The sequence below is a fragment of the Halomonas sp. CnH100-B genome, from assembly GCF_024124605.1.
Taxonomy (GTDB): Bacteria; Pseudomonadota; Gammaproteobacteria; order Pseudomonadales; family Halomonadaceae; genus Vreelandella.
Window position 1 is genome coordinate 191,218 of record NZ_JAMXRX010000002.1, and the last position, 14,376, is coordinate 205,593.

General features: G+C 57.7%; 13 protein-coding genes. 3 read left to right on the forward strand and 10 right to left on the reverse strand.

Features of this window, described 5'->3' with window-relative positions; translation table 11 throughout:
- Positions 1–49: 49 nt before the first annotated feature.
- The 3 genes from NH398_RS04405 to NH398_RS04415 are packed head-to-tail and all read right to left on the reverse strand — an operon-like array spanning position 50 to position 2,782.
- The gene (locus NH398_RS04405; RefSeq protein WP_253016816.1) at positions 50–1,657 is read right to left on the reverse strand and encodes a gamma-glutamyltransferase family protein; all 1,608 of its coding nucleotides are present in this window, start codon (positions 1,655–1,657) and stop codon (positions 50–52) included.
- Between the two features lie 40 nt (positions 1,658–1,697).
- Positions 1,698–2,228 carry a chromate transporter gene (locus NH398_RS04410; protein WP_253016817.1) on the reverse strand — a complete coding sequence of 177 codons (531 nt, stop codon included), beginning with the start codon at positions 2,226–2,228 and terminating at the stop codon, positions 1,698–1,700.
- Positions 2,225–2,782: a chromate transporter gene (locus NH398_RS04415; RefSeq protein WP_253016818.1), complete on the reverse strand. Its 558-nt coding sequence runs from the start codon at positions 2,780–2,782 to the stop codon at positions 2,225–2,227. The genes NH398_RS04410 and NH398_RS04415 overlap by 4 nt, the downstream gene beginning before the upstream one ends.
- Positions 2,783–2,974: 192 nt before the next feature.
- Between NH398_RS04415 and NH398_RS04420 the strand changes: the two genes are divergently transcribed.
- Together NH398_RS04420 and NH398_RS04425 are read left to right on the forward strand one after the other, a co-directional pair.
- Complete coding sequence (locus NH398_RS04420) at positions 2,975–3,643, forward strand: FCD domain-containing protein (RefSeq protein ID WP_159341355.1); 669 nt, start codon at positions 2,975–2,977, stop codon at positions 3,641–3,643.
- A 94-nt stretch (positions 3,644–3,737) separates the two neighbouring features.
- Positions 3,738–4,304: a DUF1415 domain-containing protein gene (locus tag NH398_RS04425; protein ID WP_253016820.1), complete on the forward strand. Its 567-nt coding sequence runs from the start codon at positions 3,738–3,740 to the stop codon at positions 4,302–4,304.
- Here NH398_RS04425 and NH398_RS04430 read toward each other — a convergent pair.
- The 4 genes from NH398_RS04430 to NH398_RS04445 form a co-directional block, all read right to left on the reverse strand.
- On the reverse strand, positions 4,282–5,937 hold the full coding sequence (locus tag NH398_RS04430; protein WP_253016834.1) for a diguanylate cyclase: 1,656 nt from the start codon (positions 5,935–5,937) through the stop codon (positions 4,282–4,284). The genes NH398_RS04425 and NH398_RS04430 overlap by 23 nt on opposite strands.
- Positions 5,938–6,039: 102 nt before the next feature.
- Positions 6,040–7,713 carry a methyl-accepting chemotaxis protein gene (locus NH398_RS04435; protein ID WP_253016836.1) on the reverse strand — a complete coding sequence of 558 codons (1,674 nt, stop codon included), beginning with the start codon at positions 7,711–7,713 and terminating at the stop codon, positions 6,040–6,042.
- Between the two features lie 214 nt (positions 7,714–7,927).
- Positions 7,928–9,604 (reverse strand): methyl-accepting chemotaxis protein, encoded by a 1,677-nt coding sequence (locus tag NH398_RS04440; protein ID WP_253016838.1) that lies wholly within the window; start codon positions 9,602–9,604, stop codon positions 7,928–7,930.
- A gap of 342 nt (positions 9,605–9,946) precedes the next feature.
- On the reverse strand, positions 9,947–10,450 hold the full coding sequence (locus NH398_RS04445) for a GNAT family N-acetyltransferase (RefSeq protein WP_253016840.1): 504 nt from the start codon (positions 10,448–10,450) through the stop codon (positions 9,947–9,949).
- A gap of 109 nt (positions 10,451–10,559) precedes the next feature.
- Between NH398_RS04445 and NH398_RS04450 the strand changes: the two genes are divergently transcribed.
- Positions 10,560–11,192 carry a LysE family translocator gene (locus NH398_RS04450; protein ID WP_159341361.1) on the forward strand — a complete coding sequence of 211 codons (633 nt, stop codon included), beginning with the start codon at positions 10,560–10,562 and terminating at the stop codon, positions 11,190–11,192.
- Positions 11,193–11,202: 10 nt separating this feature from the next.
- Here NH398_RS04450 and NH398_RS04455 read toward each other — a convergent pair whose 3' ends face one another.
- The 3 genes from NH398_RS04455 to NH398_RS04465 all read right to left on the reverse strand — a co-directional run bounded on the left by NH398_RS04455 (position 11,203) and on the right by NH398_RS04465 (position 14,332).
- On the reverse strand, positions 11,203–12,195 hold the full coding sequence (locus tag NH398_RS04455) for an LLM class flavin-dependent oxidoreductase (RefSeq protein WP_159341362.1): 993 nt from the start codon (positions 12,193–12,195) through the stop codon (positions 11,203–11,205).
- A 110-nt stretch (positions 12,196–12,305) separates the two neighbouring features.
- Complete coding sequence (locus NH398_RS04460) at positions 12,306–12,992, reverse strand: SDR family oxidoreductase (RefSeq protein ID WP_159341363.1); 687 nt, start codon at positions 12,990–12,992, stop codon at positions 12,306–12,308.
- Positions 12,993–13,066: 74 nt separating this feature from the next.
- A complete protein-coding gene (locus NH398_RS04465) occupies positions 13,067–14,332 on the reverse strand; it encodes a nitrate regulatory protein (RefSeq protein WP_253016842.1) in 1,266 nt (421 codons plus the stop codon).
- Positions 14,333–14,376: the final 44 nt, after the last annotated feature.

A 14,376-nucleotide genomic window follows, 5' to 3' on the forward strand; every position in this document is an offset into this window, starting at 1 on the left:
AGCCAGCCTGCTGCCCCTGAGAGGGCAGCAGGTGATGGGGTGAAAAGCGCTACAGCGGCAGCACGGCCCCATCGGTGCGAGGTTCAGTACCGCCTTGCAGCACACCGGTATCAGAATTACGGAGAATAATTTGGCCACGGCCAAAGCTAATCGAATCCGCCACCTTAACAATCTTGTGGCCGCGCCGAGCGAGGGCCAGCGCTAAATGGTTGGGGAAGTCGGCTTCCACTTCCACGGTTCTGCCGGTGGTCCATTTCCAACGGGGCATATCCAGCGCGGCCTGTGGGTTTAACTGATCCTCAATCATGGCGGTGACCACCTGCACTTGGCCCTGAGGCTGCATATAGCCGCCCATGACGCCAAACGGCCCAACGGCTTGATTATCTTTGGTGATAAAGCCTGGAATGATGGTGTGGTAGGTGCGCTTGCCGGGAGCCAGGGCATTCGTGTGCTCAGGATCTAGCGAGAACGACCAGCCGCGGTTTTGCAGGCTAATCCCGGTGCCGGGAACCACCATGCCAGAACCAAAGCCTTTAAAGTTACTTTGGATAAACGACACCATATTGCCTTCGTCGTCAGCTGTGGCTAGGTAGACGGTGCCGCCTTGCAACGGGTTGCCGTGCGCCGGGTCAACGGCCTGATCACCGATCAGCGCAGCGCGTGCGGTGAGGTAGGCATCATCTAGCATTTGCTCGGTGGTGGGGGCCATCGCGCTGCGTTCGGTGATGTGCTTGAAGCCATCCATATAGGCAAGTTTAGTGGCTTCAATTCGTCGGTGTAGGGTTTCAACCGCATCGCCTGGGCACTGGTCTAACCGTTCCAGCATGCCGAGTGCTTGCAGCACGATCATACCGCTACCGTTCGGTGGAATTTCCCAAATATCATGGCCTTGGTAGCGCACGCTAATCGGGTCGACCCACTCGGGCTGGTAAGCGGCCAAATCCTCTTTACGAATTAAGCCGCCATGCTCGCGGGAGAACGTATCGATGGCCTCAGCCAGTTCACCGCGATAAAACGCCTCGGCGTTTGTGTTGGCAATCGCGGCTAAGCTTTTCGCGTGGTCAGGGGCGGACCATAACTCGCCAGGGCGTGGTGCCCGGCCTTTGGGGGCAAAGGTGTCGAACCAGGGTTGGAAGGCAGCGTCGGGGTAGGTCGCGTAGTGATGGAAGGCCTCTTCCCACATTTGGTGGATCACCGGCGTCACCGCAAAGCCCTCTTTTGCCAGCGCGATGGCAGGCGCTAGCAGATCCGCAAAGGGCAGTTTACCAAAGCGCTCAGAGAGCGCTGCCCAGGTCGCAGGCGCGCCAGGCACGGTAACCGGCAACATGCCATGGTTAGGCATAGCGTCATGGCCAAGCGCTTTCAAAGCCTCAATGGTGGCCGCCTGCGGAGCAGGGCCGCTGGCGTTGAGGCCATGTAGCTTTCCATCGACCCACACAATTGCGAAGGCGTCGCTGCCAATGCCGTTTGAGGTAGGCTCTACCACAGTGAGCGCGGCGGCGGTGGCAATCGCCGCATCAATGGCATTGCCGCCTTGCTGCAAAATAGTGATACCTACCTGGGCGGCGAGCGGCTGAGAGGTGGCCACCATACCGCGTTTGCCGAAAGTGGCCATACGACGTGAGGCACTGGGGTAATAGAGAGCGTTGTTGTGCATGGGAGTCCTTTCTCGTGAAGGAGGGCGCTAAGAGAGGTTATCAGCCTAACAAAATCCCTCCATACACCAAGGCGCCGATAACGACAAAAGCGGGATGGGTGTTGAAACGCACAAGCGCAATCGCGGCCACGATACCGATAATCAGCGTGTGGAGGAGGCCGCTTGCCGCCATACTTTCTGTGAAAAAACCGAGGGTAAGCCACGCCATCATTATGGCAATGACGGGGCGTACCCACTGGCTCATGCGCTTGACGCGCGGGGAGTCGCGGTGGCGATAGAGAAGCCCGAGTGCGCCAAGCATGAGCAGCAGGGAAGGGACCACCGTGGCAGCCACGGCCACGAACGCCCCACCAATGCCGGCGACCTCGTAGCCCACATAGCCCGCCATTTTGGTGGCGATTGGGCTAGGGAGCGCATTGCCGAGCGCCAAGGTTTCAGCAAAGCCCTGTGAGGTCATCCAGCCGTAGCGGCCTACCACTTCCGCTTCGATCAGCGGAATGATGGCGGGGCCACCGCCGTAGCCAATGATGTTAGGAATGAAAAACGCTAAAAAGAGATCCCAATAAATCATGCGGCACCCTCCGCGCGTTTTTTATCGGAAGGACGCAGCAGCGCGGCGAGCAGAATGGCCCCAATCACCCAGCCGGGGTGAACGCCGAGCCAATAAATCACGCCACCTGCGATGACCGCCATAACGAGGCTGACAAGCCAGCCCAGGGCGGCTTTGGATTTATCGAAGAAGTCCCAGGTAAGCTGAGCCATCATGACCATGACCACGGGAACGACCGCTTGCCCCATGCCGCGTATCCAACCCACGTCGCGGTAGCGGCTAAAAATGCCTAGCATCACAATCATGGCAACGATCATCGGCAAAATGACGGCGATGACCGCAGCAACGCAGCCGCTGGTGCCTGCCACGCGATAACCGATGTAGCCGGGCATTTTGGTGGCAATGGGGCCGGGTAGGGTGTTGCCAATGGCGAGCACGTCGGCAAACTCTTCATCCGTGAGCCACTGGTGGCGTGTCACGACTTCCGCTCTCACCAGCGGTATCATGGCGGGTCCGCCGCCAAAGCCGAAAATGCCGACGCGGAAAAATGCCCAAAAGAGTGCGGTTTGCTTCATGGGGTTAACGCCTGAAGAGTAGGCCATGGGGTCAGCAACATAAAAAGAGTGCCCTGTTTATCGTTTGTAGATTAAAAAATCGATTATTTTATCTAAAATAGAATATAGGTGAGCCCCGCAAGAGGCGTCAACACGTCACCATGGGTTTTTCGTTAACCGATCCCTGGCAAAGGTATGCAAAAGGACTCCGGAATGAACAAGCATATGCAGCTTCCCACTAGCAGCGCCTCAAGCCCTATTTATGATGTGCTGCGTCGGGACTTGGTCGGCGGTCGCTTCAAAGCGGGTGAGAAACTCGCCATCAACGCGCTGAAAGAGCAGTACCAAGTCGGCCTCAGTCCGCTCCGTGAGGCGCTGAACAAGCTGGCGGCGTATGGGCTGCTGGTGCAGGAGAATCAGCGCGGGTTCAGGGTACCCAAGCTCTCCCGCGAAGAGCTCGATGACATTGCCCGGCTGCGCACCGAGTTGGAGGGCATGGCGTTAGAGCGGGCCATTGCCCACGGCGATGCCGTATGGGAAGCCGATTTGCTGGCGGCAGCGCATCGGCTCAAGCGCGCCGACATTACCTTGGATAAAGGCGAGGAGTGGGAACGGCTGCACACTCAGTTTCACCGCACGCTCGTGGCACCTTGTGGTTCGGTGTGGTTATTACGGTTTATTGAGCAGTTGCACGACCAGTTCGACCGCTATCGGCGTTTAGGGCCAAAGATGCCCACCATCCGCCAAGAACTGGATGAACAGCACCACGAATTGGTCGAACTGGCGCTTCAGCGCGACGCCACCGCTGCACGGGCACTGATGGATGACCATATCCACAAATCTTACGAAGTCGCGTTGGCTCGTTACCAGCAGCACGCCTGACGTATTTGCCAGGGTATCCCTGTACACTGTGGGCCAGCGCGTGGCACTCGCCACTTGAATGAATGCAGGAAAGAAGGCCACCGTGGGAGTGGGTATGACGCAAGAAGCCGATCAGCAAGTCGTGGAACAGACACTCGCGTGGGTGCGCCAATTTATCGTAGGGCACGACATTTGCCCTTTCGCCAAGCGGGAGTTGGAGAACGACACGATCCGTGTGGAAGTCGTGCGTTCCAAAAAGTTACAGGTGGCGCTCGAAGAGCTGGCGGCGGAGCTTGCGTGGCTCGATGAGCATCCTGACACCGAAACCACGCTGATCGTCTTCCCGACGCTGTTCAAGAGCTTCGATCATTACCTGGATTACGTCGACATGGCTGACAACCTGCTAGTTGAGCTGGGTTACGAAGGGGTATATCAGCTAGCCACGTTTCATCCCGACTACTGTTTCGACGATGCTGACCCCGATGATGCTGCCAACTACTCGAACCGTTCACCCCATGCCATGGTGCACGTGCTGCGCGAGGCCAGTGTCGAGAAAGCCATCGCGTTTTATGGGGACACGGCCGCCATTCCCGAGCGGAATATCGCTTACCTGAGCGCCCTTGGCAGCGTCGCCGCCGAAGCGCAGCGGCAGGCATGTTTCAATGCGCTTCCTCATAAATGACCAGTCGGTGTTTTCCTTTGTTTTTGGCTTGATAGAGCGCGATATCGGCCAGTTGGATGACCTGCTCGATATCGTGGCCATGTTGAGGCCACCATGCGGCGCCCAAGCTGCAGCCGACTTGCGCTCGGTGTCCGCCGGGCAGCAGAACGGGCGTTGCTATACGTTGTAGCAGCCGCTGACCCACGTCCGTTGCAAGATAGGCGCTGTGCTCGGCGGTGCTTTTGAGAATCATCACGAACTCATCGCCTCCTAAACGGGCCACCACATCGCCGCTGCGTAGCGTTGACTTGAGGCGCTGAGTGATTTCGATCAGCAACAAATCCCCCGCGTGATGACCAAGTTCATCATTGACCCGTTTGAAGCCATCCAAGTCGAATAGCAGGACGATCACACTCTGCTGCTGGCGATGTGCGTCAGGCAGCGTGTGCTGTAGGTACTGGGTTAGAAAGGCGCGGTTAGGCAACCCGGTCAACGGATCGGTGTTGGCCAAATCTTCCAAACGGCTAATGGTCTGACGCTGGTCGATCAAGCGCTCCACCATGTCGCGCATGGAGGTCGATAGCCGCTTCAGCTCGGGAGAGCCGGTTTCCAGGGTGATGACGCCGCGGTGGGTGGCCGCTTGAATGTTGTCGGCCGCCCGGGCAAGGCGCGTCAGCGGTGCGACCAAACGGGACGCGACGAGCCAGCCAATGATGGAAAACATCAGCGCCACCAGCAGCCCCGTTCCTAATATGAGCTCGTAAAGCTGCTCGACGGGCGCAAAAGCGTTGGTCACGGGCTGTCGGCTCACGGCGACCCAGCCCAAACCTGGAAAGTCTCCAAATCCTTGGCTTCGGGCTACGCCCGTGACATAGCGCTGTCCGTCTGGCCAGGTTTCGATGGACCACGCAGGCATGGGGCTATCAGAAGCGTTCTCCAGGAACGCCAGCGATTCACCGATGAGCTCCTCCGGCCCGAGAATGATCCTGCCTTGAGAAGAGAGCAGGAGTAGTTCCGTTTGCTGTGCGCGAAGCTGTGGGGAAAACATGGAGTTCTTCACCTGCGTTGCCCACTCCCAGCTCAGGTGTACGCCCAACACGCCGGTAAAGGTGCCGCGTTGGTCGTAAAGGGGCGCGGCGATATCGACGAATTGAACGGGCTCGCCAGTGGGGTTGGGAAGTAGCTGGGCCAGCATGACGGCATCATGCACGTCGCCCACCCACAGTGCTTGCCGTCCCTCGATAAATACGGGCCGCTGAGCAATCGACGTCCCTTCGAGAACTCCTCCGGTAGAGGCGACGACCAGGCCAGTGGCATCCGTCACGCCAATCCAGGAAAGCACGTCATAGTTGCGCTGCAGGTGTTCGAGCTGGGCGCGTACCGAGAAGCGATCGGTGCGGTCGGCAAACTCTTGAATACCCAGCAGCAGGCGCACTTCTTTGATCCGCGCATCCATGCTGCGGTTGAGCTTATCCACCATTTGGTAAGCGGTATCGGCACTGCTATAGCCAATATTCGCCTCGAGCTGAATGGCCGCTTCCCGGGAAGCGACCCAACTCAGCAGTAGCGTAATGGCGACCACTAACGAGGTGATGAGGCCAATGATGCGTGTGCGTAGAGAAACACGCCTCAAAAGGGACGAGTGGTTAGGCATGGGTGGGCCAAGCACGTTGTGGTAATGAGAAGACCCTAGCGTAATTTTTGTTATGGCACGAATCGGCGGGGTCAACGGAGGCCGCGTGGGCATAAGGCTTAGTTAAAACTCTTCCCACTCGGGCTCAGCGGTGGGGCGCTGGCGCTGCGTTACGCTCTTGCTTGGCGAGGGAGCGTGTAAACGCTGGGCAGGCGCAGAAGCGGGTTGAGCAAGCGCCGCGTGGCGGCTGGTGCCGTTGAGCCGGAACGCGGCGACCAGGTCTGCCAGTCGGGACGCTTCGTCTTGCAGCGAAGCCGATGCGGTGCTGGTCTCCTCTACCAAAGAGACGTTCTCCTGGGTGGCGGAATCCATCTCGGCAATCGCGGTGCTGATTTGGCTGATGCCGGACTCCTGCTCCTTCGCTGCCAGCGCCAGTTCTTGCATCATATCGTTGACGCGTACGATGGCTTGGTTGATGTCATCCATGCTTTCGCCATTTTTCAGCGCCTGATCGGCCCCTTGCGCGATACGGCTGGCGATATCCTCGATCATCGTACGAATCTCTTTCGAGGAGTTGGAGGTTTTCGTTGCCAGCGAGCGCACCTCACTCGCTACGACGGCGAAACCACGGCCGTGTTCCCCCGCGCGTGCAGCTTCCACCGAGGCGTTCAACGCCAAAATATTGGTCTGGAAGGCGATGGAGTCGATGACCTGAATGATCTCGTTGACTTTCTGCGAGCTGGCCTCCAGTTCGCGCATCAGCACGCTGGTTTGCTCCGACTCCTGCTTGCCGTGAGCCGCTTTTCTGGAAGCATCCTGTGTCAGGCGCTCGGCCTGAGCAGCAGTGTCGGCGTTTTGACGAACGATGGAGGAAATCTCATCCATGCTGGCAGCGGTTTGTTGCAGAGCGGCTGCCTGCTGTTCGGTACGTGAGGCGAGATCCTGGCTGCCGCCGGCAATTTGGCGAGAACTCGCCGCAACAGCGGTGCTGCTTTGCGAAAGCGTGCCTACCATGGTTTGCAGCTTGCCCTGCATGTCGTGCATGGCAATGTAGAGCCGACCAATTTCGTTTTTGCCACGAGATTCGATCTGGCTGGTCAAATCGCCTTTGGCAATATGCTCACACAGCTCCACCGCGCGCTGTAGCGGACGGACGATGATACGATTGATCCCCAGTTGAACACCCAGGGATAACAGAAGCGCCAATGCGATCAGCACGCCGCTAACGATCAGGGTGACGGTATGGCTCTGCTCAGCGTGAGCGATGTTCTCGGCTGCAAGGGCTTGAGCGCGGGTATTGAACGCACGAATCGCGTCAGTCAGTGCGCTGAACTCCTCATTGAAACGTTCGCGGTGACGCACGAGGCCCGAGTAGTTAGCGGCGGCTAAGTCGCTACGAAAGGCGTCGTTGATCATCTGCGGATAATAACGGTCGATGGTAGCAATTAGCGGTGCGCGTGCGGCGGTGGGCGGTACCTCAATGGCGGTGAACTCGGCAAAGCGTGCATCCGCACGCTCCAGCGCTGCGCGTGCGAGTTCAAGCGCTTCCTGTGCCGAGGCATTGTCACCACTTTCTACGTAAGCGGTATAGCGGGCCAAGCGTAAGCGCAGCTCCATTAAATTGACTTCTGCACGATTGATCGACGCCACTTGCTGGGCGGCTACCTCATCGAGTTCGCGCAAGCTCTCCATCACACTCAATTTGGACATGATACCTGTCGCTGCGATGGCCAGCAGGGCAATCAGCATTAACCCTTGTACGGCTGCCAACGTATGTTTGACAGATAAATTTCGCATGTTGATTACTCTCATAGGCGGGAAAAGTAGGGGGTATGCTTGGCGAGGAGGGGAGCCTCGCTTGTACATTATCGACACAATGAGAGTGATATTGAGAGGTGTGGATCGCTTTTTTCACACTTATTTGCAAAGGTGTGGTTCTAAGCAAGTGACATCTGTGCTTGCCATACAAAAGGGCCAGCAAGCTGGCCCTTTTTTCCATCGACGCAATGGGTTAAAACGCTTCCCACTCTGGCGTGGCGGCGACCCGGGAAGGAGCAGCCGCCGCCAGCGGCGAGGCGTAAGACGTTTTGAACGTTTGCTGCACGGCAAGCGGGATTTGGCTGTCGCGCAGGGTGTGCGCCAGACGCTTCAATTTGAACTCGTTCACGAGTTCGGCCAGGCGGCCGGCTTCGTCCTGCAACGAGGCAGACGCCGTACTGGTTTCTTCGACGAGCGAGACGTTCTCTTGTGTCGCCGCGTCCATTTGAGACACCGCCGTACTCACCTGGCTGATACCGGAATCCTGCTCCTTCGCGGCCAGCGCTAGCTCCTGCATCATTTCCGTCACTTGTACGATTGACGCGTTGATGTCCGCCATGCTTTGGCCATTACGCGTGGTTTGTTCGGCCCCTTGCGCAATACGCTGTGAAATGTCCTCGATCAGCTGACGAATCTCTTTGGAAGACGTAGACGTTTTGGTGGCTAGCGAGCGTACTTCACTGGCGACCACGGCAAAGCCGCGTCCGTGCTCGCCCGCCCGAGCGGCTTCCACCGAGGCGTTCAGCGCGAGAATGTTGGTTTGGAAAGCAATCGAGTCGATGACTTGAATGATGTCGTGCACTTTGTGGGAGGTTTCTTCGAGCTCACGCATTAGCTGGCTGGTGTGCTCGGAAGCCTGCTTACCGCTAGTGGCTTTCTTGGCGGCCGCTTTCGTGAGCCGTTCGGCCTGCTCGGCGGTATCCGAGTTCTGACGGACGATCGAAGAGATTTCATCCATGCTGGCTGCGGTTTGCTGCAGTGCGGCGGCTTGCTGTTCCGTTCGCGATGCTAAGTCCTGGCTGCCTCCAGCGATCTGCTTAGAGCTACTGGCCACGGCTTCACTGCTTTGATTGAGCGTGCTGATCATCTCTTCGAGTCGATCCTGCATATCATCCATTGCTGCGTAAAGGCGGCCTATCTCATTACTGCCACGGTCTTCAATCGTGCTGGTGAGATCGCCTTTAGCGATGTTTTCGCAAATGTTGACGGCGCGCTGTAAAGGGGTGAGCAGATATTTGTTAATCGTTGCTTGCATCGTGATATAGAGCACGAGGGCTAGCACAACCAAAAAGCCGACCGTCATACCTAGAACTTGGCTATCGCGCAGGGTCTCTGCCGTTCGGGTATCGCCATAGTCCAGCGCAAAGCGGTTAAAGTCGCCCACCGCCTGACCAAAGGCTAAAAAAGCGGGATTGATGGTTTCTTTATAGTCGATCAATCCTTCGATATCCGCACTGGCAAGCATCGACCTAAGTTCGCTTGTCGCTGCAGCGTTATAGGTGTCATTGATCGTGGAGAGGTAGGAGAAGCGCTCGTCGTCAGGGCCAGTGGGAACGCTATTCATCGCTTCGATTCTAGCGTCCGATACGGCGAGGCTCTCTTTTGCAGAAGTCAGTGCATCGTCGACGTTGGCCATCAACCCATTTTGGTAATGCTGAGACAGACGCTCTAAGCGAACTCGCATTTCCATGAGGTTGGTCTCTGCCCTAGCCGCCGAACTCGATTGTAGTGCGCTGATATTATTGACGTCTTCTAGATAGGTGGCCGCCTTGCGTTCGCCCAAATAGCCAAGGAGCCCTACGCCCATCAGCATGATTAAAAGCACGACGAGTGCGCCCGCTATCAGGGTTTTTACTGATATTTTTTGCATGTCCGTTCCCTTTATGATCCCAACACCTGACGTAGTGTTAACGTGGGATTTAAAAGATAGCAGTGAAATCTTATGGGCACGCAGAGGTTGTTTTTATTTAGATATCTTGTTTTAAACGATTGTTTTCATTAATTTATCGAAAATCAAACGACCATTGTTTCATTAAGTGAATTAAGACGACATAACGTATCGCCACACGCCCCTCAGCGGCAGCCGTGTGATGTTTATGTATCGTCACGATAGCGTGCGAAAGTCAGGGTTAATCACTAGAGACAATGTTATTTTTTGCAGCGTTGAATGGCAGCATAAGCGGGGCCATGCTGCCGTGGGCGGGAAGAACGCTTAATGGGCGGTCAGCGCTTTGTACATGACATGGGTATCCACAAATCCCAAGGAGGCGTGCCGATAGGCGTTAGGTACCGTGCCGACGATCTCGAAGCCCAGGCGTTGCCATAACGCGACGGCCACCTGATTGCTGGCGACGACGGCGTTGAACTGCATGGCCTTAAAACCCAGCGCCAACGCTTCCCGCTGAGAGTGTTCGCACATGGCCCTGGCGACGCCTTTGCCCCGCGCGTTGGGGGTGACCATGTAGCCACAGTTGCACACATGGCGGCCGGGGCCTGCGGCGTTGGCTTTCAAGTAGTAGCTGCCCAGTAGCTCGTCATGCTCATCTTTGACGGCCATGCTTAGGAGCGGCGTTTGGCACCAAAACGCGAAAGCCTCCTCTTGACGAATCTCTGGATCTATCGCGTAGGTTTCCTGGGCGGCTACAATGGCCTGAAACGTAGGCCAGAAGAGCGCGAACTCGTTGGCTGTCATCGGGGAAAATTGAAGGCTGGACATGAGGTTTCTTCCGTTAATGTCGTCATGAGCGACGTTAGCACAATCGAGGAGAGAACTGTGCCGCTGGTACGTTGATCAGTGAACCACTGGACCGCGAGAGGACACGGCCATGACCGTTGAGAGCGCACTGACCTACTTTTTGGCGATCTTTGTCTTCGCCGTGACGCCCGGGCCGGGTATTTTTGCTCTGCTGGCCAAAGGAATGTCAGCAGGCGCGCGGCCCTGTTTACCGCTGGCCCTAGGCATGACGGTCAGCGATGTGATCTACCTACTGCTCGCGTTCTACGGGCTGGCTGCCTTGGCGGAGAACTGGGGAGGCGCCTTCACGCTGCTACGCTACGCCGGTGCCGCCTACCTCTTTTACCTAGGGTGGAAAATGTGGACGGCCGAAGTCACGGCGCAGACGTTGGAGGCCTTCCCAGCCAGTAGCGGTGCTTGGCGTCGGGATAGCGCGAAGAGCTTTCTTCAGGGCTTTCTCATTTCAGCGTCCAACCCCAAAGTCATCCTGTTCTACATCGCTTTCTTACCGACCTTCATCGACCTGACCGTGCTCGAGCGTAGCGATATGATCCTCGTGGTCGGTTTGACGTTGCTCGGGCTAATGATGGGGTTGATGTTGGTCGCGTCGTTTGCCTCGTCTGCGCGGCGCTTCTTCCAGTCCGAGCGCGCCCAGAAAGGCACCAATCGTACAGCCGGTTCATTGATGATGGCTGCGGGTGCCTTTCTGGTCGCCAAAGGGTGAGACACGCGGCTTAACGGGCCACCTGAGCCACGATTTCATAGCTACGCAGGCGGTCCGCGTGACTGTAGAAATCGCTATTGATCATCAGCTCGTTCGCCCCCGTACGTTCTTGAAACGCCTCTAGCTGTGCTTTGACCGTTTCAGGGCCACCGATGATGGCCGCGCCCAAAAACTGTTCTACCTGAGCGCGCTCCATGGGCGACCAATCCAGTGCGTCTACGGGGGGCAGTGACTGAGTTGGTTTACCGCGGATCAAATTCAAGAATTTTTGCTGCGCGGTGGTGGCCAGGTAGTGCGCCATTTCGTCGCTTTCAGCCGCCATGACCGGCAAGCCGACCATGGCATAAGGCGCGTCTAAATGCTCGGACGGGCGAAAGTTATCCCGATAGAGGCGCAGAGCCTCGAACAGATAGCCGGGGGCGAACTGGGCGGCAAACGCGAAGGGAAGGCCCAGTTTGGCGGCGAGCTGGGCGCTGTAGCCGCTAGAACCCAGCAGCCAAATGGGCACGTGCGTGCCCTGGCCGGGCACCGCTTTGACGGTTTGCTGTGGGTCTTCTTCGCCAAGGTAGCGGCGCAGCTCTTCTAAACGCTCGGGAAAATCGTCGACGCCTGCATGGGCATGGCGGCGCATCGCTCGCATGGTGGCACCGTCAGAACCAGGGGCGCGCCCTAAGCCCAGATCGATGCGCCCTGGGTACAGTGTCTCCAGCGTGCCAAACTGCTCTGCAATCACCAGCGGTGGGTGGTTCGGTAGCATAATGCCACCGCTGCCCACGCGGATGGACGATGTTTGTCCCGCCACATGACCTATCAAGACCGAAGTGGCGGCACTGGCAATACCGGCAATGTTGTGGTGCTCGGCTAGCCAGTAGCGCTGATAGCCCAACGATTCCGCATGCTGGGCCAGGGATACGCTGTCACGGAACGTTTCCCCCGCGCTGCCGCCTTGACGAATGGGCGCAAGGTCTAGAACGGAGAGGGCGGTGCTCGCAAGTTGGCTCATAAATCACCTGATAAACGTGCATGGTGCGTGCAGTGATTCGTTAGCACGCTTCATAATGCTGCGTTTATGTGGGCAGTTCCGGGCAATTGCAAGCCGCCGTCACGTGAACATCACGCTTTGGGGGGCGTGGGGCGTACCAAGATCTCGTTGACATCCACATGAGGCGGCTGTGAGAGCGCGTAAATCACCGCATTGGCGATATCACGATCTTGCAGAGCGTACTCGGGTGGTTCATCAAAGAAGGGCGTGTCGACCATGCCGGGTTCGATCAGCGTCACCCGCATGCCGGTGCCGCGCAGCTCTTCGCGTAGATTGTAGCCAATGCCCGTGACCGCCCATTTGGTGGCGCTGTACATGGAGCCTGGGATGGTCGTGCGGCCTGCTGCCGAGCCGGTCAGCAGCACGTGCCCTTGGCGGCGTTTCAACTCCGGCAGGCAGGCTTGCAAGGTCAGGCCAACCCCGTAGATGTTGGTCAAAATCATCTCTCGCCAAGCGTCGTGGTCGGCGCTGCTAAAGCCGCCTGGCGAGCCGCCGCGGCCCGCATTGGCAAAGACAGCGTCGATTCGGCCAAAGGTTTCGATGGCGTGTTCCACCATGGCCTGCTGCTGCTTCAGGTCGGTGACATCGACCTCGCACGTCAGCACGTTCTCTGGGCCTAGCTCCTGGGCAAGGGAGGTTAGCTTGTCGGCAGAGCGCGCGGCCAGCACCAGTTGATACCCTTCACGGGCCGCTGCGCGAGCGGTGGCAGCGCCAATACCGCTGGAAGCGCCGGTAATTAACAGTACGCGATCATGCATCCTAGGCTCTCCTTGCAAATAGGGGAAGTTTCAGCATGGCTAAAACCCAACGAGGTTGCAAACGCGCTTCCGCGTTAGGATTTTTCTTGCCGACGTTGCAGCATGGCAGAGAGATCTAGGATCGAACGTGCCATATCGGCCATGCTTTTGCTTTGATCCATCGAGGTTTTACGCAGAAAGCGGTATGCCTCCTCCTCGCTCATGGATTGGTGGGCCATGATGAGTCCTTTGGCCCGTTCGATCAGCTTGCGTTCGCGCAGCGCTTTGCGGGTATTTTCCAGCTCGTCGCTGAGCCCCTGTAACCGGCTCGATTGGGCATGCGTCAACTCCAGCAGCGAGCGGCTCAAGGGCGAATTGAGAGCGCTGGCGGTCAAATCCCCCAGCGGCTGAGACGGGGTGAGGGCAAGAAGCTGTTCACACGGGGCCGGAAGCGGCGTGTCGGGGGTGGCCTTAGCCTGGTCCAGAGCGGCCTGGGCGTGAGCTATTTTATGATGGCAAAGAGCCGTGAGTTGGGTGTTCAGCGTGTCTTCTACCGTCTTGATGGTATCGATCCGTAGGGTGGTCAGCTCATACCAGGTTTCCCCTAGCGTATTGCCTGAGGCCGTTTGATGGTGCGAACGCTGGCAAGCGATGTCGCGTAACTGACAAATACCGGCCAGTGTTCGGGGTGAGAGCGACTGCTGCCAAGCGCTCAGCGCTTCTGGAGTAGCAAATTCGGCAAACGTATCGAAGCAGCGCTGCTGCGCCTCGACGAGCTGGTTGAGCAGCGTACGATGGGCGTTATCGAAGTGGCCCAAGGTGAACCCAAAAGCACCGCAAGCGCGCTCTTGTCCAGCAAGCTCCTTCCCCTGCATCAAGTGGAAAATCGCCACCAGGGCGCGGGTGATGTCGGGGTCGACTGCGGTATCGGCGGCTTCGAAGACGATGGCCAATAAACCGCTGATGAGGTGATTGAAGGCCTGCGTGGCCGCATCGGGTGAGATATGAAAGGTATCGATGGCTTGGCGCAGCGCGTCGAGTTCATCCAGTGCCAGCCAAACGGCGGAAATGCGTCGAAGCAAGCGTGCGGTGGCTTGTGGCCGCGCTTCTTGGCTTAGCGTTTCCAAGCGTAGGCGCATCGAGGCCTCGGCCGCTTGGCTATGTTGCACGTAACTCGTTCGGCGGGTCTTGAAACGTTTGCCCTTGGACGCCAAATAAATCGTCGAGGCACCGCGTTCGCGCTGCAGCACATGAATGAACTGACTGATATCGCTCACGATATCGGCGGTCGTGGCGAGATGGTGGAGGTTATCGATGTCGCAGCGCAGGGCGGTGAAGAGGAGCTGTTGGGCAGAAGACATGTTGATTTCCTTAATACTCGCCGCCAAAAGGTAAACGCCCCCAC